We start from the raw sequence: 23,809 nt of genomic DNA, 5'->3' as shown, positions 1-23,809 counted from the left end.
CCCAAACGAGCAATCATATTGATCACTTAATGAATCTAGAAAAGTGGTCAGAAGCCTTAACAACAATGGAATTTAAAGAAAAGAATTCAGTATTATCAAAATCTGATCTACTGAAGCTAGGATTAATCCATTTTAATTTAGAGCAATATGACTTAAGCTATACCAAATTCGAAAACGTATCCTGGGATGATTATACGGACTGTGCTTGGCTGCGCCGCATGGTAATAGCACCTCTAATAAAAGCCAAACAGTTTAATTGGGCCAGCAAATTAATTGCATTGATTTTGCAAAATCATCCCAATTCAAGTTTAGATTTAATGACCCAAGGTAGTCTGTTAATTAGACAAAATAAACGAGCTGAAGGGTGTGCTTATTTAGAAAAAATTTTACTTCTCGAAAAAAATAACTATAACGTAGCCGCTCAATTAATCCAACTTAAACTGCAAGACAATAAGCTAGAGGACGCCGTTAAACTTGCTGAGGCCTATGAACATGCCTATCCATTGAATGAACGTTTATTAAAGATAGCCTTATTAACCTTGTCTAAAGCAGGCAAAATTGAGCAATGTATTAAAACCATACTGACTTTAGATTTTTCTAAACAACCGCTAGATATTGATGTTTTAGCTGCACAAATTGCCTTTGATAGCCAAGATTATCCCCTCACTACAAAAATTACGGATCAATTATTGGTAAGAGGGCATGAAGATGCACGCCTTTATTTGATTTTAGCCCAACTAAAATTAGCGATTGATAATAATAAACTGGATGCTATTGCAATGCTCCTGAAAGCACATGAGCTGACCCCAGATCATATACAAGTCAATAATTTACTGGGTGACTTATTACTTAAAGATGGCCAGTACTCTAAAGCATTAACCCATTTAGAAAAACTTAAACAACGTTTACCCGCAAACCCACACACTCGCCTTCTTTATGCTCGAGCATTGAAGTTTACCCAACACTATGAGCAAGCAGCAGATGAAATGTTAGAAGTTGTAAAATTACTACCTAATGCTACAAAATGGCAACGTTATGCGGCTTCAGCACTAGTACAAGCAGGACGTCACGACGAAGCAAAAGATATTTTTAACGAGAGCGTAGCCCTTAGAGAGAAAACGCTATCTCCTGCATTTGAAGTAGGCTTAAGTTTGTTAAAACAAAAAATACACTCCGTTGAGCTTCCCCAAGTTAGATTTGATTGGCTATGGAAAATCATAAAAGCTCATCGTGCACTGAATGAAAATGAGCAAGCTTATTATGAAGAGCAAGTTAAGCTCGGTTATTTAATCGATCATTATTTATTAGATTGGTTGGAATGTAGGCCTCACCAAGCTGATGAACCTATGGGCTTTCTTGCAGACTTATCAGAGGAAAATACCCTATTAAATAATAAATTAAGTCTAGGTAAGGGGCTTATTTTAGCTTCCGCTCATGTAGGCTGCTTATATGCTGGCCCCTTAGCGCTTGAGCTTTTAGGTTTACCTTATAAATGGTTAGCATCAACGCCTAATATTCCATCAATCAGCTACAATGATACATTAATTTCGACCAGTGCACACACTGAAACTGAAGTCGTACGCCAAGTTATCAAATCGCTTAAGCAGGGAAATGTAATTACCATTGCAGTAGATGGTGCAATGAATCCTGCAGCACCGAGTATTTTTTTTGAAGACCAACAAGTCACTTATTCCGATTTTGCAGCAAGGATGGCTTTTCGAACAAAAGCACCTTCCTTGTTTGGCGTTCCTTTTTGGGAAAATGATAGCTTTCATTTTTTAACACAAGAACTTCCTTCTCCTTTACCTGATGAAGACATTGAAGAATTTTGTTCACGTTGGACCCAATGTTTTTTGAATTTACTACGCAATTTTTTAGTTAATAATCCAAGTGCTGCACGGCTAAGTGGCGGAATTTGGCGTTCTATTAAATAAAGTACTCAAACTAGACAATAAGTAAGTATTTGTCTAAATATCGATTTTATTTATTTTCTACCTCGTTCGTTTAATACCCGAAGTGGGTAGACACCGAAGTGAAAAACAGTTAATTTATATTTTGAAAAGATAAAAGCTATAAGGAAATGGCAAATGATTTAGATAAATCTATTACTCTGTTTGCTAGATACTAGGCTATCTTAGAAGTAGGGTTTCAGCAATAACCAATTAGACCTTCTTAGAAAGTTAGCTTGCCCTAATCGTATCAATTTTTCCAATAAAGCCTCTTAATATTTAGTGACTAATTATGATGACTTGGCTATGAGATTTGTTTAATTATTCTAATTAAGAAAGCAAACTTGTTTTAAAGAATTTGATTAGCCTAATGTTCGCAAAATGATTTAAAAACGATGAAATAAACTTTATAAAATTTAGTATAAGGTAGCGAGAAACATTATGACCATAAAAATAACACCTATTGGCTCTTGTCGAATTCATAACCCCTTAAAGAAATTCAGTTCCAAACCTTATTTACAGCTCAATACATCTGATATTTATGGCTTTACTCATACCAGTGCTGAAGCGTTACAACAGCTTAAGTATTTGCAAGGTGATTATCTTCCTTCAAAAGATATTTACCCAATACTCTCTGCTCGTCTGCGTTTTAATAAAAACAAATTAAAGCAAGCAACGCCCCCTTCCGATTTATATTTCGTTGAAATTTCATCAGCAAAAGTTGCTATGGTTAACGATGAATATGTGCAGATGAATTATATTTACGTTTATTTTTCAGAATTTTTTCTTGAGCCTGAGCGAACTAAAAAATTTTGGTCACTAGCCGGCCGTGCTAATCGAGAAGAATTATTAAATTTTTTACAGGCCGATCCAGTTTATAAATCTTATCCCAAAGACAAGCAAAAATTATTAAGCAAAATTTCCATTAGACAAATGACCGCTGATGAATTGCAACAAGATATGGTAGAGATTATAAATCGTGTCAAAAATGTTGTTTTTATTACACATTGTAATGTGAAGCTACCTGATATGTCTTACATCAATTCCAGGGATTCATGGATTAAAACGATTGAAAAGATAGGGAAAGAAATTGGGTGCAAGGTTTATAATCCAACGCATTTAATGCTAGTACTTGGCCAATCTCTTTCTTTACAAAAAAATGGCTTAGATAGTACGCATTATACGCCTTTGTTTGAGAGTCGAATTTATAATGACTTACACCGCCTCTATGTTGAGCCTTTATTAAATGATCCACATGCTGAAGAAGAAGTCGAAAATGATAAAAATATAATTACCGAAGAGCTCAATCACCTTGAAGAATTATATAATCAAGGTGAATTAACCACTGTATTACAACAGCTAAATAATTTAATGCGCAAACATCCAAAATTTGCTGCAGCAAAAGAATTTTTCGGCCGAATTTTATATCATTTAAATGACTATGAACGAGCAATCGAAATCTTTAAATCACTCGACGAAAATCAAGAACTAGGTAATGATGGCCGCCTTTACTTAATTAAATGTCACTTTAATCTTAAAAACTTTAAAGACGCATTAGGCCAGGCTGATGTTCTTTTTGAAGAAGAAATTTATGAGCCTGAAGTGATTAAATTATCAGCGATGGCCGCACAAGCACTAGGTGAGCGAGTTAAAGCGAGTACTTACTGGGAACAGTTGTATAAGTTTGAAGACTTCAAATTAGAAGCTGCCTCGCAACAAGCCTTACTCTTTGAACAAGAAAATGACTTTGAAAAAGCGATTAAGTGGCTTAACTTAGCATTAGATGTATGCCCTAATGATTCTAATTTGATATCTGCCTTAAATAGAATGCTAGCCAGCGTTGCCGATGAAAAAAGCTTAGAACTTTTAATTGAAAGAGTATCTTCAATTTCAGCTGACGAAGTTATTTCTATTACGAGAACCGCATTAAATCATAACTTTATTATCACCGCAGCGAAAGGTCTTCTAAAAGCAATCGAGCTAGGCCCAAACGAGCCGCAAGTAAAAAAGATAATTGCGAGTACGTCTGCAGAATGGCTAAAATTGATAACAGACGAAAAATTACGCCAGCAAGAGCCCGAGCAATGGTTGCATTATTTAAGTGCTTTATTACTTGTTCAGCCAAGACAAAAATCAGCCATCCGTATTCGTCGCGACTATATTTTAAGCCAACGAAGCGAATTAAAAAATTCCTATCAACATGCAGATTATGACAAAGCAACGATGGCTGGCATGAATATTTTCTTTTTAGATCCAAATTTTCCCGGTATTTCGCTACTTATAGGCCGCTCTTTTTATGCTAAAGATGATTACACAAACGCCTTAAATTGGCTAATCAAAGCAACAACCTTAGACAGTAATGACAAGAATGCATGGATATTACGGGCTAAAGCAGCCTTAAAAGCTAATAATTTTATTGAAGCACTCTTTACCGTGCAGCAGATGAAATTATATTTCAACGAAAACACCCATAAAACCGAATTTAAAAATATTATTAAACTTGTCTTAGTCAACTCTTTAAAACAAGTCATGCTATTTTTGGAAAAAGGCGAATTAGAATTAGCCTGGCAAATAAATGAAGCATTGCTTGCTGAACTACCAGAAGACAAAAAATCGTTAAAAGCTAGGACCTTAATTTTAAGGAAAATGTCAGAACAGTTAAAAGAGGCGGAGAGCTCAGAAATACAAATCAAACTTGCGCAATCAATCTATGAGAAAGATCCCAATAATATTCAAGCATTAAGAATTTTAGCAGTTGCTTTAATGAAACAGAAAAAACTTGAGGAATCTTTATCCTACTGGGAAAAGTTATGTATTCTATCGCCAGAAATTAATTCTTTTAAAAAGCAAGCCCAAAAATGCATAGAATCACAATCTAAAAAAGTAGCTGAAGTAAGCAATTAGATTGGGTCTGTAACCTTTCCTCTAGTTCATTTTAACTAACCAGTTAGAGCAGCCATAGGTTGCTTTAGCTGCCTAATTAATCTATTGTGAATTAAATACTGCCTGCCCACTTAGCGCCAATATAAGCGCCACTTAATAAATAGATACCTTTTACATGAGGTGACGAACCAGAATTAATCCCTGAGATAAAATCAACTAGCATATAACCTGCATTAAAAGATAAATAACTTGGGCCTATTAGATAGATAAGTTGAGCGCCAGCTTTGCCTTCAAATTCGGGGACAATGAGATTTTTTGAATTTCTTTTAATTGCAACCACATTATCATTAACGTATTTAGTTCGATAAAATTTACCATCCCCTATCAATAGTGTTAAAGCAGCATCAGCATATAAGCCAAACTCCTCCCGTAGGTTATAATACCAATTAAGGCCTACTCTTGGGCCCGCTCCATGGTATTTAACCTCACCACTGGCCCTTAAAAATTTAATCGCCTGTCTTGTGATAAGTGGTGGTAGATTGATATGTCCCTCATAGGCAAGCCGAGTATATTGTATGCTGCCATAGAGCCTAAAACTTTTACTCTCTTCGTAATTAATAATTTGTCCAAACTCTAGATTTAGAGCATCCCATTCAGGCTTGATAGCATAGGTTATGGGTATCTCTATGCCTAAAGTGGGTACATTAAAAGACACGGTTTTGTTTATTAATTGATCGAAATGATACCAGTTTAGAGATAAGTCATTACCCGTATTGAAATGATATGCACCTGCTAACTTTACCCCCCAGTTCCATTCAGAAGATTTTTTGGCAATCTGATGGGATATTAAATTATCATTAATGACACCATGATAAATTAGATCATCGCCATAGGCTGGTTTTAAATACAGGGCATCAATACTAACATCCCAAGACGTGGTAGCACAGGGAACAATACTATTACCAGGAACACAAATAGGAATTGGGCCTCCCATGGTTCCAGCGTACAACATGCCTGTAGACACTGCAAAAACGATAACTGTCTTTTTTATATAAGATAACATGGTAGAGCAATACATCCTTATACTGTAAGCAGGTATAAGATACTTTACTATAAACTAGTATTCAATAACTAAGAACGTACAAGCCATTATAACAATTTGATTGATCGTAAATTTTTCAAATTTATCGTTACTTATGCGCGCACAAAGAGTATTTAATTGAAGCACTTCGCATTAAAAACAACTAGCCCTTATCGACAACATCATGTAATAACTACTATTCCTCATTCTAATACCTTCACTTATCATTTAATCTACTGGATTATCTTAGTGAATCAGTTAAACTTAATAATAGGCAATGATATAAGAGGATTGGGGATGAAACCCTCGTTGCAACTTAGTATTAGTCAACAACTGACCCTTACCCCACAACTTCAACAAGCTATTCGCTTGTTGCAATTATCTACTGTCGATTTACAACTAGAGATTCAACAGGTTGTCGAATCAAATCCAATGCTTGAAGTTTTACCTAATGAAGAAAAAGAAGAGGTAAACGACAATAGTAAGCAGAATACAGAAGACAATGATTTTCAATGGTCACAACTTTATAACTTAAACAAGCGCACTAATTTCGAAGACAATGATATTAACTACGAAAATCTATATTGCACGACAACCAATTTACAAGAACATCTAAGGTGGCAGTTAGATTTAACCCCTATGTCCGATATTGATCGCGTGATTGCTACAGCGATTATTGATGCCATAGATGATGACGGCTTTTTAACAATATCAGTCAATGATTTACATACTAGCCTAAATAGTGAAGCTTACCCCCTAGATATTGAGGAAATCGAAGCTGTCAGGCATCGACTACAACTTTTTGACCCGGTAGGTTGTGCTACCCTTAACTTAGCTGAGTCACTTTTAGCACAACTTAGCCAATTGCCTGAACATGATAATGATGTTGAATTAACAAAAATGATCATTAAAAACGATCTTGAATTATTAGGGCAACATAATTATCGACAATTAATAAAAAGTTATCGTATTAATGAAGCAGCTATTAACCGTGTATTACAGATAATTCACCGCCTACATCCAAAACCTGGCAATTTAATTCAACAAAATAATATAGAATACATTAACCCAGACGTTATCGTTAAAAAAATTGACGGACATTGGCAGGTCTATTTAAATCAAGCGACTCTACCTCGTTTAGCAATCAATGGCCAATATGCAGCGATGATTCAGCGTGCTAATACCAGCTCAGACAACCAATTTTTAAAAAATAACCTGCAAGAAGCCAGATGGTTTTTAAAAAGCATTCAAAGCCGCCAGGAAACCTTGCTTAAAGTAGCTCGTTGCATTGTCGATCGCCAAGTTGAATTCCTAGAACATGGTGAAGAAGCAATGAAGCCGCTTATACTAAATGACGTAGCCATTGCTTTAGATATGCATGAATCAACTATTTCCAGAGTAACCACCAAAAAATTCATGCATACACCACGCGGTGTGTTTGAATTAAAATACTTTTTCTCAAGCCATGTTGCTACTGCAAGCGGAGGCGAATGCTCTTCAACAGCAATACGTGCTGTTATTAAAAAAATAATTGCTGCCGAAAATCGCCAAAAGCCACTTAGTGATAGTAAAATTGCTCAATTAATCAGTGAGCAAGGTATTAAAGTTGCACGCCGAACCGTAGCAAAATATCGTGAGGCAATGTGTATTGCTCCATCAAATGAACGTAAAACAATTAGTAGTTAATAAAAGAGGAGAAAAAGTTATGCAAATAAACTTCACCGGCCATCAGATGGAAGTGACCCCAGCATTAAGAGCATATACTGAAGATAAATTTGCTAAGTTAATGCATCATTTTGATAATATCACTGCGATTCATGTTGTTTTTAATATAGAAAAATTAGCTCAAATTGCTGAAGCAACAATACATGTTGCTAAAGGGACCATACATGCCAGCGCTCAACATGATGATATGTATATTGCAATTAATGATCTCGTTGATAAATTAGATCAGCAGCTTATTAAACATAAGGAAAAATTACGTGCTCACTAGTACCGCTCTAACTTTGTTCCCCTAACTTATCTGTACCAAGGACAGGTGCAGACTCCTCACTCATAATGATTTAAACTTGCAAGAATGAATAAACGAACGGTAAAATAAGTATTTTTAGCCGAAATGTTTATGAAACTAGGTTACTTAATCACCCCGCAGCAGGTTTGTATAGACACCATTTCGCAGAGTAAAACAGCAGTCTTTCATAAAATAAGTGAACTATTTGCTCATACTACACCTGAACTTAGCCTTAATGAGCTCTTTGATGCCTATTGGCATCGTGAAAACCTTGGTAGTACCACTATTGGCCATGGCATCATGCTCCCACATATACGCATGCCAGCCATCAATGAACCAAAAGCCTGCTTTATTAAATTAATACATCCTATTGACTTTGGTGCAGAAGATAAGCAACCTGTAGATTTAGTTATTGGGTTAATGATGCCTGCTAATCAAGAGGAACATCATTTAACGATTCTTGCAGCAATTATTAAGCAATTTAGCGACCCTTGCTTTAGAAAAGCTTGCCGAAACTTAAGTAATGCGGAATCATTATATGATCTTCTAGTAAATGGCCTGTTAGAACCACAGGTTTAACGCCTTAAATAAGTTGACTTTTATGATTGAAACCAATGTACGTATTATTAATAAACTAGGGCTGCATGCTCGTGCTTCAGCTAAATTTGTCTCGACAGCAGCTCGCTTTCAAAGTCATATTGAAGTCATTAAGCAGTCACAAAAAGTCAATGGCAAAAGTATTATGGGTGTTATGATGCTTGCTGCCAGCCAAGGCTCAGAATTAATTATTAAAATTGATGGTCCCGATGAAAAAGACATGGAAAAGGCCTTAATCGATCTCATCAATAATCGCTTTGACGAACCTGAATAAAAAGCGATTATTGGGGGGCCGAGTGGCGCAGCCTACATAAATAATTGAGCACTATCAATCTTTAAAGGATTTTCTTTGTCTGCGAATTCGATGTAATTTTACGAATAATTGAATTGGCCCTGATAACGCATAAATAACAAAGCCTGTGAATAAAATAAATGACGGATTAGCTGCAACCGCTACAAATAAAATGACCATGAGTAATAAATATAAAAAAGGAACTTTACCCTTAAAATCAACTTCTTTAAAGCTATAATAGCGAATATTACTTACCATAAGCGCTGCGGCAATAATAGCAATCATAGCGCTTACTAATGCTACAAAGAGATGCTGAAACTGATTTTGGTGGCATAACCAAACAAAAGAAGAAACTAAGGCCGCAGCAGCAGGACAAGCTAGCCCCTGAAAATAGCGTTTATCAGCTGTATTTACCTTGGTATTAAAGCGCGCAAGGCGTAAAGCGACTGCTGCCGTATAGATAAAAGCAACCAACCAGCCGAATTTACCTAATTGCTGTAGACTTGAGCTGTATAGCAATAATGCAGGCGCCACACCAAACGTGACCATATCAGAAAGGCTATCGTACTGAGCACCAAAAGCAGATTGAGTATTAGTTAAACGAGCAATACGGCCGTCTAATCCATCAGCAATCATACCGACAAAAATAGCAATGATTGCTGTTTCATCTAGCCCTTTAAAGGATGCAACGATAGAATAAAACGCTGCAAATAAGCTTGCTGTAGTAAAAAGATTAGGTAATAAATAAACGCCAGAAGGATTTTCTTTCCGATTCACAACTAAAGCCTACCAAAGTATTATGGGTAATTAAATTATAAACTGTTATCGTTCGTAACAGATTTTTTAACACAGATAACCGCATTTAAATCAAACAAAATCATTTAAAATAAACCAAAAGCATCCTAACATACTCGCTCACAGACTGCTATGGTCTTACTATTTTTCTTAACAAGCCCACTTTAAGTACAGAATTAAATAAATAAACTGTTTTTTCTGTTAAATTCACGTTAAATTAATTTAATCTTTAGTGCTTTACCCTACTTATTGCATCTTAATATGATGCTATAATAGGCATATTGTTTTGATTGTGTTTTAATTATGACTGCTTCTGACCGTGATAAGAAAAAAATTGTAATTGAAGGAGTAACCGATAAAGGAAAAACTTTTAGGCCAAGTGATTGGGCAGAGCGTATGAGCGGTACGATGGCTATTTTTAAAAATAATCGTATCTATTATTCCCCGCTTCTTCAACCTAGCGTCACGACAGAAGGATATAAATGTGTTTTATTAGATCCAAAATTAAAAGAAACAAGCCCTGATGTATATCAAGCGATTATTGAATTTGCCCAAAACAATAATCTTAAAATTTGTGGTGAAGAATAGAGTTAAGTACCACTGCCAGAAGTCCATATAGCAATTTGACTCATAATTGCATCTAATACACTGACTGTATTGTCAAAATTCACCGCTAAAATTCCAGCAAACAAAAACATAAACCCTTTAAAACCATCTTGTGACTGTGATCCTGTATTGCTAGCATGCGTTAATAAGACAGTACCCCGAACAAACCAAATGAGGCCTGCTATACGAATAATGAGCCCCATAGAGCTATAAATATTATAAGGATTATAACTTGCATACTGCAAAATATTACCCACCCCAAACGTCGTATTAGAAAGAGCTGATAAGGAAGATGGTAAAAACAGCAAGATAACACCGCCTACCAGATAAGCCATTGGCACATACATACTTTCTTGGGAGGAAGAATTAGCGCGATGATCACCTATTTTACGAAGCTTTTGAATCGCTGTGATAAAAAACCAAATACCAAGCAAATAGGCAAACCCTACAATCACACGTTGAACAGGTATAAAGTTTCGGCTAATGTTGCCGAGCATTGCAATTAAGTCAGTCATCTCGCTCATGGCTTAATTATACCTCAATTTATTGATTACTACTTGCAATGCGAGCCATTTAGCCTATATTAATTAACTTTTTTCTAAAAAAGTAAAACTATGCAAGCAAATTTATTCCCAATTACCCTGGTAGAAGCATTTATGCTCTCACCTAATGTAAAACATTTTATCTTTAAAGCAGATAAGATACCGCCTTTTAATTATATACCAGGCCAATTCATTACCATTCATTTTGAGTCAAATGGCAAATTACTTAGACGTAGTTATAGTATAGCTAATGTACCAAGCCAAGATAATCTTATTGAATTTGCTGCAGGTTACGTAGAAGGCGGCCCAGGAACTGATTTATTATTTAACTTAGCTCCAGGCGACAGTATTAATATTAATGGCCCTTTTGGCCGCTTAGTTTTGAAAGATGAGCTACCCAAACGCTATGTTTTAGCGGCAACCAGCACTGGCATAACGCCTTACCGCGCCATGATTACAGAGCTTAAAAAAAGGCTTACAGAAAATCCAAGCTTAAATGTATTAATTATGTTGGGCGTGCAAAAGCCAGAAGATGCGCTTTATGAGGAAGAATTTTTAGCCTTTGCTATGGCTTATCCACAACAAGTGACTTTTAGAGTACAATTAAGTCGCGCTGATAATCTAAATTTACAACCAAACCAGTTTAGAGGCTACATTCAACATGCTTTTCCTGAAATAGCGCTTAACCCTGCTGAAGATGTTGTTTATTTATGTGGCAATCCAGGTATGATTGATGAATGCTTTGAAGAGTTAAAAAAGCGTGATTTTGCAATGCAACAAATCATTCGCGAAAAGTATATTTCCGCCAATACAAAATAGCGAGCAAATAGTTACTATCTAATGAAGATGAGGAGTGTTAATTAAAATGTATTATGAAGAATTAGCAGACACCATAGAGCAATTAACGCAAGAAGGTAAAGGAATCTTAGCTGCGGATGAAAGCAATGGTACTATTGGTAAGCGCTTTGCTAGCATTAATGTAGAAAATAGTGAAGATAATCGACGCAATTATCGCCTGCTGCTCGCAACAACGCCTGACTTAGAACAATATATTAGCGGCGTGATTTTATTTGAAGAAACTTTCCAACACCAAGATGAACAAGGTACCTCCATTGCAGAATTATTTAGCCAAAAAGGAATAGTCCCTGGAATTAAAGTGGATAAAGGCTTAATTAATCTTCCTAATACCAATAATGAAAAAGTGACACAAGGCCTAGATGGTCTGGAAGAACGCTTACTCCACTTTAAGAAATTAGGCGCTCGTTTTGCAAAATGGCGTAACGTTTATTCTATTACTGAAAACACCCCAAGCTTAGCAGCCATAAAAGCAGGCGCTGAAAATTTAGCTCGTTATGCTATTTGCTGCCAATCCGTAGGAATCGTTCCTATTGTTGAGCCTGAAGTGCTTATTGATGGCAATCATAGCATTGATATGTGCGCAGAAGTCTCTGAAATAGTACTTCATGAAGTGTTTAAGGCCTTATTTATTTATCAAGTTGAATTAGAAAATATTATTTTAAAACCCAGCATGGTTACCAATGGTAAGGAAACAAAGCCTTTTAGCAGCCCTGAAGACATTGCTGAGTACACTATTAGTGTGTTTCGTAATACCGTGCCAGCGGCAGTACCTAGCATTAATTTCTTATCAGGCGGTCAGACCTCAGAACAAGCTACTGCTAATTTAAATGCCATTAACAGAATCGATTATCAACCTTGGAATCTAAGCTTTTCTTATGGTCGCGCTTTACAAGAAGATTGCTTAAAACTTTGGCAAGGAAATCCTGCTAATATTGAACAAGCGCAAGCAGCCCTTCTTAAACGCGCTCGTTTAAATAGCTTAGCTTGCTTTGGCGAGTATGAGCCTAGCATGGAATAGCATTTAATTCTTAATGCAAAAATTGACATAAAAAGATAGAAATTATCTTTTTATGTCACTTAGAAATTAGCTTAATCTAACTGCCCGTGTTATAAACTAAATTTTGCAAATAATGGTAAGTGATCAGAGAGTGTTCGCCAAGGTTTGCCACTAAAGCATTGAGCTTTTTCAACGTTTAAGCCACGAAAATAAATGCGGTCAATACATAATGTTGGCTTAAGAGCTGGAAATGAGCGGGCATGCTGCCCTTCCAATCGTTGAAACGCTTCGTAAATACCTAATTCTTCGGCTAAAGGCTCGGATAAATGCATACGCCAATCATTAAAATCACCTGCCATTAATAAGGGCTCATTATCAGGTATCACTTCGGTAATACGTTTAATCACAGCGCGATATTGAGAAGCCCGTTCTGCTTTAAATAAACCTAAATGTACACACAATAAATGTAATACTTGATCATTATCCAATTTTATTTGCCCATGCAAAATACTGCGAGAAGCACGATTTTGACGGGATAGATTAATATTTTCAAAACTCACAAACGGATATTTGCTTAAAATAGCATTGCCATGATGGCCTGCTTGGTAAATAGCATTTTTTGCATAAAGATAGTGTGGCCAATCGTTCTCAGCGATATATTCAAACTGAGGTAAATCAGGCCAAATTTGAATCCTTTGAGCTTGCCGCTGGTGAAAACCCTGAACTTCCTGCAGAAATACAAAATCAGGATTTAATTTAGATAACGCATAGCGCATCTCAGGTAGCAAAAATCGCAGTTTGCCAACCCCAAAACCTTTATGAATATTATAAGTTACCAGCGACACACTTTGTCGCGGTTGTTTCATAACAATTAACCTTAAATAATGTGAATTTGCCAGAAACGATTTAATCTAACGATTAAACTATCTTTCTATCAAATTTATGTTAACCAGTTAGAACCTTAAGCATAGCATTAAAAATTTCTTTTTAAAGCTTATCACACAAATTTAGTCAGTTAATTTAAGAGAATTTTTAAGAGTTAGCCTCAGTTTAATAATTATTTGTCACTAAATATAAGAAGTAATTTGTCACATAATTTGTGTTAAATAAACAATTATGTTAGTTTAGATAAAAACGTCAAATATACTGAGACAAATAAAAGACACAAATTTGTGATATACGATAAGGAGAGTACTATGAAGCAATCATGGTTAAAAAAAATTACCTGTCTAGCTAGTGCAACGCTATTTAGCGGGCTCATTTACTCCCTTGATGAGTTAAGATTGAATGAAGGTTTACCTATCATGGTTGATAGTAAAACTGAGCTAAATGATATCTTTTTAAAAGATGATACCGTCATATTTACTTATCAAATTAAAAACATTAATGTTGATCAAGCCTTACAGATTAAAGAAGGTAATAAAGACATGATTGAGCAAAACGCTTGTGAAGACGAACAAATTCAAGAATTATTTTGTAAAGATTTTCACGTAAATTTCATCTACTGGATAAATGATAAGAAAATTCTTGAGGTTCCTGTTAATAAAGACCTTTGCCGAGCGCGACAAAACTCAGTCGTTTAATTGTCTTAAGTGAGTGCAAAAGTCAGAGCTAGTTATTTGGCTAGCTCTTCCAGTTATCATTAAAGGTTTATTGGCAAAAACCTACCCTTTGTTACAAAATAAACTAGACCACATAACAATTCTATGGATATGGAAGAATTTAAATTAACTATTCCTGGTTTTACTATTGCAGGTAAATCATGGGGAAATAAAGATTTGCCGCCTCTTTTAGCTATTCATGGCTGGCTAGATAATGCTAACTCCTTTGACCTATTGGCACCTTACTTGTCTAACTACTTCCGTGTGATTGCTATCGACTTGCCTGGCCATGGCCAATCTTCTCATTTAAATGAAGGCAGCTATTATCATTTTATCGATGGTGTTTTTGCCTTAGTTCATATTATTGATGCACTGCAAATTGACAAAATTCACCTACTAGGCCACTCACTAGGCGCGTGCCTCGCAAGCATTCTAGCTGGTGTTGCACCGAAACGTACGGCTTCGGTGGCTTTACTTGAAGGGCTTGGGCCTTTTACAAAAAGCGAACAGTCTTGCCGTGATCAGTTAGCCAATTACATCCATACTATTATCGAAAAAAAGCCACACCGAACTAAATTTTACTCCTCCCTAGAACAGGCTGCGCAAGCACGAGCCAAACGTGGCTTTTTATCATTAGAATTAGTTCGTCTTTTGTGTGATCGTGGCGTTAGTGAAATTGATGGTCAATTTTATTGGCGACATGACCGCCGTTTGGTTTATCCAAGTCCCTTGCAGCTCACAGAAGGCCAAGTTTTATCCTGCCTTAGCGGAAACACGGCTAAAACGTGCCTTATTTTAGCTAAACGCGGATCATTGTTTAACGAAAGTGATATTCAAGCAAGAATTGCAGCAGTTAAGTATTTAACTATTTTTCATGTAGAAGGAGGACACCATCTACACATGGAAGAACCAAGTGCTGTAGCACAGCACCTGGTAAGCTTTTATAGTGAAAATGAATTAATTACATGATTCATAATCTATGGTTACTGTTGCTAATGACTGCTTGACGCCATTGAGATCAAACCCTAGATCTTTAGCAGCACTCAATACACCACAACCACCCTCATCAAACGTTGAATAAGGTGTCCAGTAGTCGATATTCGCTTTAACCATAATATCAAAGGCTTTACGAGCATCCCAGCCAGGGAGATTTGCTATTAAGTAATATAAACGATTGAAAACACCGCTTGAATAATGGACATCTAGACCGCCGTAATACTCATCGGCTGTATCAATAGACATACCATCACGACTTGGTAAATCCATAAAGCGTAATGCGTCATAGCCACTACTTTCTTTCATGATTTCACCACCGATTTGCCAGCTCGCCTTACCAATAGAATAAAATTCTGCTGCTTGTGCTGCCATATCAGAGAAAGCCTCATTCATACCGCCTGATTGGCCGTAATACTGTAAATCTGAATGCTGCTCAGTAAAACCATGGCTAATCTCATGAGCTCCTACGCCTAGTGAAACAAGTGGGTACATCATGTCTTCACCATCGCCGAAGGTCATTTGTCGACCATCCCAATAAGCATTTTCATAACCATCACCATAGTGCACTCGCATAACAAGCTGCATAGGAGACCCATCAGATTTAGAAAGCGCATTGATGTTATACCAATCTTTATACATATGGTTAATAACGTAACCTGCATAAAGGGCATCATTCGTTGGAGAAAATGCCCCATTTTCTTTATCATAGCCATCCGATTGATAACCAGTCCAAAATGCATCAGTTGCTTTATCAGCTACTTTACAACTAAACGACATAGGGTTATTTTTCGAAGAATAACGATGTTCCATGTCAACAACACGCACGCCTGTATTTTCCATAAAACATTTGGAAGCGGCATCATCGCGAGTTAACTCAAGTAAAGGTAGCCCTGTGCCATAGGTAAACTTACCTACTTTTGAATTACCACCGTATCCTTGTCCTTTTGCAGGCGAGACTTGGGTTTTTACATTATTCCACTGTACAAAAGGTTTATAGGTCACTGCATCTACGATAGCCGTTGGTCTTTCAGGAATTTTATCTTGATAAGTAACAAAAACACTTACTTTATAAGCCCAGTGCGCATTGTGGTTTTCATCAATATAAACAAGTGGGGTTACGGTTTCTTCACTTACTGAATGATTAGCAAACTGACTCTTAAATTGCTGAAGCGCCAGTGAACCATTTTTAATAAAGTCAGCAGAAGGCTGGCCTAATTCCTTTTGTAAACCATGATAAACGACCCCATTCATTTTTATATCAGCCTGATTACGAGCAGCTAGAAACGTCTGCGCCGCTTGAGGACTATGAAGAATGGCATAACCACCAACCACAGGAAAACCTGCATATTGTTGCTGCATACGAATATGACTAATATTATTTTTGTCTGTATGCTGCTTAATAAATTGCAATGAATCAGTAACAGAACCCTTAGCTTGTTTCACCCCAGGCATATTAAGATGAAATTGTTGCTGAAGAGCCGGTAGTGATGATTTATTTAAAGGGATTGGTTCTGCTGCTTGCACAGGGGACATCATACTAAAAGCTAAACAAGCCGCAAGAGGGGATAAATAAAAATTTGAGTGCATTAATCTTAACTCCTTAACCTAATACACATGAAGCAAATCCATTCATTTAGATGCTTCCGTTGTTAATATTATTTGTGTATGTCCATAACTTATCTTACATTTAAAATTAAAGCGACTTAGCTGCACTTAAGCTTTTACTCAAATATATAAGTACAGCAAATAAGCTAATTTTTTGTATAAATGGCTGATAACATCCTAGTTATGAGCAAACTTGGTAATCACAGCAATTAGTTTTTCCTATTTTAATTGCATCTTAGAATTTAAGACTAAGAGGTTGGCCTTACTCTCGAATTCATGGACGTAATTCTAACAGGTAAACATCAAACTAACATAATTTTTTAAAATTTAAAATCTGCAGCCTAGTTTTCAAAATAAATAGTAAGATAAGTTTTTTGTTACTAGAATTAAGACGATAATCAAACCACAAAATAAATATTTAGACGCAGCATGTAAGTTTTTAGTAGAATAAGCGGCATATTTATAAGTATTTGAATCTAACTAGCCAATAATTTGTTCATGAGTACTATCACCACTAATATTAATGAGGCAATTACCCAGCTAAAAGCCGGTAATTTAGTTGCCATCCCTACTGAAACTGTTTATGGCTTAGCAGGTAATGCTGAAAATGAAGAGGCCATTCGAAAAATTTTTGCTCTAAAAAACCGCCCTCTCAATCACCCATTAATTATGCATGTCGCTAAAGACTGGGATTTAAGCAGGTGGGTTACTGATATTCCTAATTATGCTCAAGAATTAATAGATAATTTCTGGCCAGGACCTTTAACTCTTGTTTTAAAATGTAACCTTAAAACAGTAAATCCTTTAGTAACTGGCGGACAAGATACCGTTGCCATTCGTTGCCCTAGTCATTCTATCGCGCAATCGCTGTTAACAGCATTAAATTTTCCTTTGGTTGCGCCTTCTGCCAACCCATTTGGAAAGATAAGTCCTACAACGGCCAATCATGTCCAACAAAGTTTTAGGGAGCAACCCTTACTTATTTTAGATGGCGGTCGCTGTGAGGTCGGCATAGAATCTACTATTGTTGCAGCAACTGATCCCAATCATTATCAACTATTGCGTCATGGGGTTATTGATGAGGCAGCCATTCAAGCAACGATTGCTATTGCCGCCTTAAAAGAAGCGAGTTCCATTCAAGTACCCGGAAAACTATTAACCCATTATCAACCCGATAAGCCACTATATTGTTTTACAACAACCAATGAATTACAAACATTACTTCAGGCCCACCCTAAGGCGTATGTTTTTTCGTTTACCAAGCAAACATACAGCGATCAAAATTTATGCTATCAATTCCCACAAAATCCCAAGCAAGTGGCTTTCGAGCTTTATTATCAACTTCGCCATGCGGACATGTCATCAGCCACCACTATCTTAGTTGAATTACCTCCTAAAGAAGAAAGTTGGTACGGCGTTAGAGAACGTTTGTTAAAAATGATCAGCCAACCGAATTAAAATCGATTAGAAATTTGATAATTATTCATGCATTAGGCAAAATAAATGTTAAAATAATAAATAGGTAGATTAAATGGAACGCAGATGACAGACTTACAAAAACCTTATAAAAAATTATATCGATCACGCACTGACAAGAAAATTGCTGGTGTTTGTGGTGGTTTAGCTGCCTATTTTAATTTAGATCCGTTGTGGATTAGGCTTATCTTTGTTCTCTTCTTTCTGGTTGGTGGTTCAGCACTCTTGTTGTATGTCATTTTATGGCTTCTTGTCCCACTTGAACCTGTTAGCCCTATCTCAGGCTCAAGCGAGTGGAAACCCTAGCCAATCAACCTCTTTTTAAGGTTAATTTCATCAATTTTAAAAAGAATATCGATAAAAATCCTTATTTAGGCCTGTCTATTAAGCTATTAATCTTGTTCTATAGATGGCCTAAATCAACCCCTTAAAATTAGCTTCTAATCTTTACAAAATAGAATTTTTTGCGGAATATAAATTTATCTTTTACAAACATGGCCACAAACTGCAGAGATCATGCCGATATCATCGAAGTTCTAGACATTAATCTTAACTTCAGGCAGAATCGCAACAACTTTGTTTATTTCAACCAAAATGAAGAAAATTTTAGTTTTACATGGGCCTAATTTAAATCGATTAGGTACCCGCGAACCCACTATATATGGTTCGGAAAGTTTAGCAAATATTAATACTCGGTTGCGCAAACAAGCAGCAGATCAGGGCTGGGATTTAAGTTGCTTTCAGAGTAACAGCGAAGCGGCTTTAATTGATGCTATCCATCAAGCCGCTGATGCTGGCATTAATTATATAATTATCAATCCAGCGGCCTTTACCCATACCAGCATTGCTCTTCGTGATGCGTTAATCGCAGTAGCAATTCCTTTTTTTGAGGTGCACATCTCTAATATTTACGCGCGTGAGCCATTTAGACATTATTCTTACCTGTCTGATGTTGCGCAAGGGGTCATAACAGGATGTGGTACTAAAGGTTATTTACTGGCCTTACAAGCCATTTTAGAAGGGTTTAATTAACATGAGTTCGACATAAAGGTTATAAAAGAATTTGTATGTCGCTAAACGAACGTTATCCCATAAAATGTGAAGCATTAATTAAGAGAGCTATTATCGATGGATATCCGCAAAATCAAAAAACTTATTGAATTGCTTGAAGAAACTGGCATTTCGGAGATAGAAATTAAAGAAGGCGAGGAATCAGTACGATTAAGCCGATATAGTTATCACCCTGAAATAGCACAACCACGTTATGCTGCACCAGCGCTACAACCACAAGTGCAACAAGCGCCATCAATGCCACAAGCCGAAACACCAGCTGATGTTAAACCGGCTGAAAAACCAGTGCATGGCCATCAAATTCGCTCACCTATGGTCGGAACCATGTATACTTCACCATCACCTGATGCCGCTCCCTTTGTCGCTGTTGGACAGACAGTAAAAGCTGGTGACACGTTATGTATTGTAGAAGCAATGAAAATGTTTAATGAGATTGAAGCCGATAGATCGGGCAAAATCATGGAAATTTGTGTTAACAATGGCGATCCTGTTGAATATGACCAAGTGTTATTTATTATTGAGTAAGGAAGTCGCGCATGCTTAACAAAATTGTGATTGCTAATCGCGGTGAAATTGCTTTGCGTATTTTACGCGCTTGTAAAGAACTTGGTATTCAGACAGTTGCCGTGCATTCTAGTGTTGATAAAGATTTATTACACGTACGCCTTGCTGACGAAACGGTTTGCATTGGCCCTGCCAGCTCTCAAAAAAGCTATTTAAATATCCCAGCGATTATTTCTGCTGCTGAAATAACAGATGCTGTTGCTATTCATCCTGGCTATGGCTTTTTATCAGAAAACGCTGACTTTGCTGATATTGTTGAGCAAAGTGGCTTTACTTTTATTGGCCCACGCAGTGATACAATTCGGTTAATGGGCGATAAAGTATCTGCTATTGCTGCGATGAAACAAGCAGGTGTTCCTTGCGTGCCAGGGTCAGATGGCCCTTTGCCAGAAGATGACCAGGAAAATTTAAAATTAGCAAAAAACATTGGCTATCCTATTATTATTAAAGCAGCCGGTGGTGGCGGTGGTCGTGGTATGCGGGTTGTTCATACTGAATCAAATTTATTAAATGCCATTGCTTTAACCCGTAGCGAGGCAAAAGCTGCCTTTAATAATCCAATGGTTTATATGGAAAAATTCCTAGAAAACCCACGCCATATCGAATTTCAAGTTTTAGGCGATGGTAAAGGCCGTGCCATCCATTTAGGCGAGCGTGATTGCTCAATGCAAAGAAGGCATCAAAAAGTCGTAGAGGAAGCACCAGCCCCAGGAATTAGCCAAGAATTACGTCAAGAAATTGGCGCACGAGTAGTCAAAGCCTGTTCAGAATTAAAATACCGCGGCGCAGGCACCTTTGAATTTCTATATCAAGACGGCTGCTTTTATTTCATAGAAATGAATACGCGTATTCAGGTTGAACACCCAGTCACGGAATTGATTACGGGTATTGATTTGATTAAAGAGCAAATTAAAATTGCCAGTGAACTGCCATTTACGTTAAAACAAGACGCGATTCAATTAAGCGGACATGCCATCGAATGCCGGATCAATGCTGAGGATCCTAAAACATTCATGCCCTCTCCCGGAACGATTCGACTGCTGCATCAGCCAGGCGGTCCAGGTATTCGCTTTGATTCACATATCTACAGCAGTTACACTGTGCCCCCTAATTATGATTCGATGATTGGTAAATTAATTAGCTATGGTAAGACACGCCAAGAAGCCATCAATAGAATGCGCAATGCCTTGGATGAAATTATCATCGAGGGGATTAAAACAAACATTGAATTACATCAACGTATTATGCGCAATCCTGCCTTTGTACAGGGCGGAACAAATATTCATTATCTAGAATCGATGTTAAAGGAAGCATAAGTCGTGTGGTATCAACTAGAAATTGATGTCTGCCTTCCTAATGAAGTAGATAACTTAAGCGCCATCCTTGAAGAAAGCGGCGCTGTATCTATTACGTTAAGTGATAAAAATGATGACCCAGTGCTTGAGCCCTTACCAGGCGCAACGCCACTATGGCCTGAAATAACACTTAAGGCCCTGTACTCTGAAGAAAAAGTAGCTGATGAAGCCTTGCAGCACATAAATCAATTATTTCCTCACTTTCATGCGCGCGTTACCTTGTTACCTGAGCAAAATTGGGAACGCGCCTGGATGGACAATTTTAAACCGCAACAATTTGGTGAGCGTTTATGGGTTTGCCCTTCCTGGATTACCCCGCCTAAGCCTGAAGCAATCAATTTAATTCTTGATCCAGGGCTTGCTTTTGGCACCGGCACTCATCCAACCACACAACTTTGTTTAACCTGGCTTGCTAGAGCCGATTTAGCGAATAAAATAGTCATCGATTATGGTTGTGGCTCAGGAATTTTAGCTTTGGCTGCGTTAAAATTAGGTGCAAATCAAGTACAAGCAGTGGATATTGACCCACAAGCCTTACAAGCAACAAAAGCTAATGCTGAAGTTAATAACCTAGCTGATGAGCAATTGTCGATTACCTCCCCTGATGAGCTAACTGGTAGCGCCGACATACTGATTGCTAATATCTTATTAACCCCCTTATTAGCGTTGAAAGCTCAGTTCAAACAACTCATTCGCGATCAAGGCATGCTAGTCATTTCAGGGATTTTAAATGAACAAACAGTCAGTTTAATTGACATGTATCAGGATGACTTTATTCATCAACAAACAGAGACATTAGAAGATTGGTCATTACTTGTATTTACTCATCGCAAAAATAAATAAGTCATACGGAGAATACCTATGCTCCCTTTTAGCCCGAAAAGAGCTTTATTGAGTGTTTCAAATAAAAATGGATTAATTAAATTAGCTACCACCCTTTATGAGCATAGCATTGAATTAGTAGCAACCGGAAATACAGCTGCTTTACTGCGTCAAGCAAAGCTACCTGTTACAGAAGTCAGTGATTGTACCCATTTCCCTGAAATATTAGATGGACGAGTCAAAACACTACATCCAGCTATTCACGCAGGTTTATTGGCTCGTGGCAAGCCTGATCAACAAACCTTAGAAGAACATGCAATTAAACCGTTTGATATTCTAATTGTTAACCTCTACCCTTTTGAGCAGGTCATCAGTAAGCCTGATTGTAAATTTTCAACAGCAATTGAAAACATTGATATTGGTGGTCCTGCGATGATTAGGGCGGCCGCTAAGAATTATGAGCACGTTACGGTCATTGTTACGCCGAATGATTATCAACAACTTACCGATTATTTAGCCTTAAAAAAAGTACCTAATGATTGGCGTTTTAATCTTGCTAAAAAAGCATTTGCTCATACGGCGGGCTATGATTCTGCCATTGCTAATTATTTAAATGCTTTAGATGATAAGAAAAAGCCCAGTGGTTTCCCATCCGTATTAACTTGCCAATTCAATAAGCAATATGATCTTCGCTATGGTGAAAATCCTCATCAACAAGCTACTTTCTATGCGGATAGAAATGTAGCACCAGGTTCGCTAGCACTGGCTCAGGTTATTCAAGGCAAAGCCTTATCTTATAATAATTTATTAGACGCTGATGCAGCCTTAGATTGTGTGCGGGCTTTTTCAACAGCTACCTCAGCCTGTGTTATTGTAAAACATGGCAATCCTTGCGGTATTGCATTAGCAGATAACCAATTACACGCTTATCAACGAGCCTATCAATGCGATCCTGTGTCAAGCTATGGCGGTATTTTAGCCTTTAATCAATGTTTAGAAGAAGAAACAGCCAAGTTCTTACTAGCTACTCAATTTGCTGAAGTGATTATTGCACCTACGATTAGCGATGCTGCAAAAAAAGTACTTATTAATAAACCTAATGTGCGTGTTCTTGAAACCGGCGGCTTGCTGGCAAGTGAGCAATTTAAACTGGATATGCGGCATGTTGATGGCGGCTTTCTAGTGCAAGAACATGATAATTTTCCTATTGATATTAATAAATTCACTATCGTTACTGAAAAAAATCCTACAGAGCAGCAGAAACAAGATTTATTATTTGCGTGGCAAGCCGTTAAATACGTTAAATCAAATGCTATTGTACTTGCCAAAAATTTAGCAACCATTGGCATAGGCGCAGGTCAAACCAGTCGAGTTATGAGCACACGTATTGCGTTATGGCAGGCGGAGCAAGCAGGCTTTTCGTGCCAAGGCGCCGTTATGGCATCTGATGCTTTTTTCCCCTTCCCTGATAGCATTGAATTAGTGGCTGATGCAGGTATTACAGCTGTTATTCAGCCGGGCGGCTCTATTCGTGATGAGCAAATCATTGCTGCTGCCAACGCCGCAAACATTAGTATGATTTTTACAGGTACCAGGCATTTTAAACATTAATAGGTCTATTAAATCTCTAACAAAAATTAACAAATAGTATTGACTAATGAATGTACATGAAGAATACTCATTACACACTGAAATAAATTGGTCATTT

23 protein-coding genes are annotated in these 23,809 nt (G+C 37.1%); 18 read left to right on the top strand and 5 right to left on the bottom strand.

From position 1 onward, the window contains the following. Positions 1-29: 29 nt before the first annotated feature. Together DYE47_RS02825 and DYE47_RS02820 are read left to right on the top strand one after the other, a co-directional pair. The gene (locus DYE47_RS02825; protein WP_160149831.1) at positions 30-1,934 is read left to right on the top strand and encodes a tetratricopeptide repeat protein; all 1,905 of its coding nucleotides are present in this window, start codon (positions 30-32) and stop codon (positions 1,932-1,934) included. Between the two features lie 456 nt (positions 1,935-2,390). Continuing rightward, on the top strand, positions 2,391-4,853 hold the full coding sequence (locus DYE47_RS02820; protein WP_115301810.1) for a tetratricopeptide repeat protein: 2,463 nt from the start codon (positions 2,391-2,393) through the stop codon (positions 4,851-4,853). A 91-nt stretch (positions 4,854-4,944) separates the two neighbouring features. Here the strand turns inward: DYE47_RS02820 and DYE47_RS02815 are convergent, their stop codons facing one another. Then, the gene (locus DYE47_RS02815; RefSeq protein WP_160149830.1) at positions 4,945-5,895 is read right to left on the bottom strand and encodes an Lpg1974 family pore-forming outer membrane protein; all 951 of its coding nucleotides are present in this window, start codon (positions 5,893-5,895) and stop codon (positions 4,945-4,947) included. Between the two features lie 315 nt (positions 5,896-6,210). Between DYE47_RS02815 and DYE47_RS02810 the strand changes: the two genes are divergently transcribed. From DYE47_RS02810 to DYE47_RS02795, 4 genes are all read left to right on the top strand, one after another. Continuing rightward, positions 6,211-7,599: an RNA polymerase factor sigma-54 gene (locus tag DYE47_RS02810; protein ID WP_115301808.1), complete on the top strand. Its 1,389-nt coding sequence runs from the start codon at positions 6,211-6,213 to the stop codon at positions 7,597-7,599. Positions 7,600-7,618: 19 nt separating this feature from the next. Then, positions 7,619-7,906 (top strand): ribosome hibernation-promoting factor, HPF/YfiA family, encoded by a 288-nt coding sequence (gene hpf, locus DYE47_RS02805; protein WP_115303993.1) that lies wholly within the window; start codon positions 7,619-7,621, stop codon positions 7,904-7,906. Positions 7,907-8,029: 123 nt separating this feature from the next. Continuing rightward, entirely contained in the window at positions 8,030-8,503 is a 474-nt protein-coding gene (locus DYE47_RS02800; protein WP_115301807.1) for a PTS sugar transporter subunit IIA, read from the top strand. 22 nt (positions 8,504-8,525) lie between these two features. After that, a complete protein-coding gene (locus DYE47_RS02795; RefSeq protein ID WP_115301806.1) occupies positions 8,526-8,795 on the top strand; it encodes an HPr family phosphocarrier protein in 270 nt (89 codons plus the stop codon). Positions 8,796-8,849: 54 nt separating this feature from the next. Here the strand turns inward: DYE47_RS02795 and pssA are convergent, their stop codons facing one another. Beyond that, positions 8,850-9,590, bottom strand: coding sequence for a CDP-diacylglycerol--serine O-phosphatidyltransferase (pssA, locus tag DYE47_RS02790; RefSeq protein WP_115301805.1), 741 nt, complete (start codon positions 9,588-9,590; stop codon positions 8,850-8,852). 321 nt (positions 9,591-9,911) lie between these two features. Between pssA and DYE47_RS02785 the strand changes: the two genes are divergently transcribed. After that, positions 9,912-10,196, top strand: a complete 285-nt coding sequence (locus tag DYE47_RS02785) for a DUF3579 domain-containing protein (RefSeq protein WP_115301804.1) — start codon at positions 9,912-9,914, stop codon at positions 10,194-10,196. A gap of 2 nt (positions 10,197-10,198) precedes the next feature. Here the strand turns inward: DYE47_RS02785 and DYE47_RS02780 are convergent, their stop codons facing one another. Next, the gene (locus tag DYE47_RS02780) at positions 10,199-10,738 is read right to left on the bottom strand and encodes a type IV secretion protein IcmC (protein ID WP_278043872.1); all 540 of its coding nucleotides are present in this window, start codon (positions 10,736-10,738) and stop codon (positions 10,199-10,201) included. Between the two features lie 90 nt (positions 10,739-10,828). Here DYE47_RS02780 and DYE47_RS02775 point away from each other — a divergent pair, with 90 nt between their 5' ends. Both DYE47_RS02775 and DYE47_RS02770 read left to right on the top strand, forming a co-directional pair. Continuing rightward, positions 10,829-11,575 (top strand): FAD-binding oxidoreductase, encoded by a 747-nt coding sequence (locus DYE47_RS02775; RefSeq protein ID WP_115301803.1) that lies wholly within the window; start codon positions 10,829-10,831, stop codon positions 11,573-11,575. A 46-nt stretch (positions 11,576-11,621) separates the two neighbouring features. Then, complete coding sequence (locus DYE47_RS02770) at positions 11,622-12,632, top strand: class I fructose-bisphosphate aldolase (protein WP_115301802.1); 1,011 nt, start codon at positions 11,622-11,624, stop codon at positions 12,630-12,632. Positions 12,633-12,721: 89 nt separating this feature from the next. Here DYE47_RS02770 and DYE47_RS02765 read toward each other — a convergent pair whose 3' ends face one another. Further along, positions 12,722-13,477: an endonuclease/exonuclease/phosphatase family protein gene (locus tag DYE47_RS02765; RefSeq protein WP_115301801.1), complete on the bottom strand. Its 756-nt coding sequence runs from the start codon at positions 13,475-13,477 to the stop codon at positions 12,722-12,724. 330 nt (positions 13,478-13,807) lie between these two features. Between DYE47_RS02765 and DYE47_RS02760 the strand changes: the two genes are divergently transcribed. Together DYE47_RS02760 and DYE47_RS02755 are read left to right on the top strand one after the other, a co-directional pair. Beyond that, positions 13,808-14,194, top strand: a complete 387-nt coding sequence (locus DYE47_RS02760; RefSeq protein WP_115301800.1) for a hypothetical protein — start codon at positions 13,808-13,810, stop codon at positions 14,192-14,194. 129 nt (positions 14,195-14,323) lie between these two features. Beyond that, positions 14,324-15,181 (top strand): alpha/beta fold hydrolase, encoded by an 858-nt coding sequence (locus DYE47_RS02755; protein ID WP_115303991.1) that lies wholly within the window; start codon positions 14,324-14,326, stop codon positions 15,179-15,181. On the opposite strand, the gene proA is transcribed toward DYE47_RS02755, so the two are convergent. Next, positions 15,170-16,795, bottom strand: a complete 1,626-nt coding sequence (gene proA, locus DYE47_RS02750; protein ID WP_115301799.1) for a zinc metalloprotease ProA — start codon at positions 16,793-16,795, stop codon at positions 15,170-15,172. The genes DYE47_RS02755 and proA overlap by 12 nt on opposite strands. A gap of 516 nt (positions 16,796-17,311) precedes the next feature. Between proA and DYE47_RS02745 the strand changes: the two genes are divergently transcribed. The 7 genes from DYE47_RS02745 (at position 17,312) to purH (ending at position 23,712) form a co-directional block, all read left to right on the top strand. Then, entirely contained in the window at positions 17,312-18,271 is a 960-nt protein-coding gene (locus DYE47_RS02745) for an L-threonylcarbamoyladenylate synthase (protein WP_115301798.1), read from the top strand. An 84-nt stretch (positions 18,272-18,355) separates the two neighbouring features. Then, the gene (locus DYE47_RS02740) at positions 18,356-18,595 is read left to right on the top strand and encodes a PspC domain-containing protein (RefSeq protein ID WP_115301797.1); all 240 of its coding nucleotides are present in this window, start codon (positions 18,356-18,358) and stop codon (positions 18,593-18,595) included. Between the two features lie 288 nt (positions 18,596-18,883). Next, positions 18,884-19,321, top strand: a complete 438-nt coding sequence (gene aroQ, locus DYE47_RS02735; RefSeq protein WP_115301796.1) for a type II 3-dehydroquinate dehydratase — start codon at positions 18,884-18,886, stop codon at positions 19,319-19,321. A gap of 96 nt (positions 19,322-19,417) precedes the next feature. After that, a complete protein-coding gene (gene accB / locus DYE47_RS02730; RefSeq protein WP_115301795.1) occupies positions 19,418-19,885 on the top strand; it encodes an acetyl-CoA carboxylase biotin carboxyl carrier protein in 468 nt (155 codons plus the stop codon). An 11-nt stretch (positions 19,886-19,896) separates the two neighbouring features. Next, the gene (accC, locus tag DYE47_RS02725) at positions 19,897-21,240 is read left to right on the top strand and encodes an acetyl-CoA carboxylase biotin carboxylase subunit (RefSeq protein WP_115301794.1); all 1,344 of its coding nucleotides are present in this window, start codon (positions 19,897-19,899) and stop codon (positions 21,238-21,240) included. Positions 21,241-21,243: 3 nt separating this feature from the next. After that, a complete protein-coding gene (gene prmA / locus DYE47_RS02720; protein ID WP_115301793.1) occupies positions 21,244-22,122 on the top strand; it encodes a 50S ribosomal protein L11 methyltransferase in 879 nt (292 codons plus the stop codon). 18 nt (positions 22,123-22,140) lie between these two features. After that, positions 22,141-23,712: a bifunctional phosphoribosylaminoimidazolecarboxamide formyltransferase/IMP cyclohydrolase gene (purH, locus tag DYE47_RS02715; protein ID WP_115301792.1), complete on the top strand. Its 1,572-nt coding sequence runs from the start codon at positions 22,141-22,143 to the stop codon at positions 23,710-23,712. Positions 23,713-23,809 lie beyond the last annotated feature (97 nt).

It is taken from the genome of Legionella beliardensis, assembly GCF_900452395.1.
Lineage (GTDB): Bacteria > Pseudomonadota > Gammaproteobacteria > Legionellales > Legionellaceae > Legionella_C > Legionella_C beliardensis.
This window is presented reverse-complemented; position numbering and strand designations above follow the sequence as displayed.